Genomic DNA, 1,418 nt, shown 5'->3' with positions numbered 1-1,418 from the left:
CCAGAATCACCACTCCACCACTGCGAGGATAGTGTTTTTTCTATTGGAATACCCGCAATATCTTCTCCATTTTCATCATAAAAAGTACCGCTTCTAATTTCCATAGGATAACCCATGTCAGCAACTGTTAGTATCAGCCATTCGTATTTGTTACTCATATTACTAATTTTGTCACAACTCAAAAATTGCAACAATAGAAATGATAAAAGTACTATTCTCAGTTTTCTCATTTGCCAAATGTCGTATCAAAAATCAAAACATCGGTGTTGGGTATCTCCTCCATGATATTTCCTTTCTTCAGATATACCTTTCCTGTTTTGAAATCTTCGCTCATCCTTAAGTGAATCTCAAACTCCTGCTTTCCAATCTTCTCATAAAAGTCTTTGAACTGTTTTACCAGCTCCTGTTCCCGCTTTCTATAAGGCACATATTCAAATTTGCGAAACTCAAGATCTTCTGAGTTGCCAGGATAGATACGAATGGTAAACGCTCTTCCAGCAGGAGTCTCAAACTTCCCATCTATTTCTGTAGGAATAGGCTTAGGAAAAGAGGTTGTGTAATAATCTACGTCTGCTTTCCAGTCTTCCTCCGCATCAATAAAATTGGCTCCTCCTTCATCTTTCTGCATTGTGATGGCAAGCTTATCAAAGCCCTCTGCCTGTACGGTATATTTCCAGGGATATTTTATACTGATATCATCCCAGATATGGAGACTGATGGATTTGCTGGCTATTTCCTGCTGGGTTTGCAGAGGCATGCTTTTCCTGAAATCTACAAGATACTCACTCCTTGTTTCATCTACGGTATATCTCATCACTTCTTTAAAATTTGTAACCTGTACCTCTTGTCCTTTATATATCCTAAATAATTCAGTGGAACCTTCCGCATAAGCATACAGCATAAACCTTCCCCCGGGAATAGGAGCTATTTTAAAACCCTGATAGGCTGTATTATGAAATATACTTTTGATACGCTCGATGTCCAGCTGAAATTTGCCTTTGAAAAATTTGTCTTCTGCATAAGAAAACCACTCAAGATTCATTTGTGAGGGAATGGCACGGTAATTCTCCACCGTAATGCTGCCAGAGTCACCAAGTAAACCACTTTGTAAACGCATATCTGATTGTATCCCGGCAATCTCCTCGCCTTTTTGATCATAGAAACCGCCTGAGAGGATTTCCATATGGTAGCCCTCATCTGCTGTGGTCTCTATATTCCATCTGTATTGATTGTTCATATTATTGAGTTTGTCGCAACTCAAAAATTGTAACAATAGAAATAATAAAAGTCGTATTCTCAGTTTTACAATCATTTTCCAAAAGTCAAATCAAAAATATCTACCTGTACATTAGGTATCTCTTGCTCTATTTCCCGTTTCTTGAGGTATAGTTTTCCTATTTTGAAATTTTCGCTTATTT

Annotated in this window: 1 protein-coding gene; it reads right to left on the bottom strand. The window is 37.8% G+C overall.

Annotated features, from left to right (window positions below; all coding sequences use genetic code 11):
* Nucleotides 1-226: 226 nt before the first annotated feature.
* Nucleotides 227-1,261: a DUF2931 family protein gene (locus AXA65_RS18690; protein WP_165596630.1), complete on the bottom strand. Its 1,035-nt coding sequence runs from the start codon at nucleotides 1,259-1,261 to the stop codon at nucleotides 227-229.
* Nucleotides 1,262-1,418: the final 157 nt, after the last annotated feature.

The sequence above is a fragment of the Chryseobacterium sp. FP211-J200 genome (assembly GCF_001643375.1).
GTDB classification, from domain to species: domain Bacteria; phylum Bacteroidota; class Bacteroidia; order Flavobacteriales; family Weeksellaceae; genus Epilithonimonas; species Epilithonimonas ginsengisoli.
The sequence above is the reverse complement of the archived record's forward strand: the minus strand, read 5'-3'. Positions and strand labels throughout refer to the sequence as shown.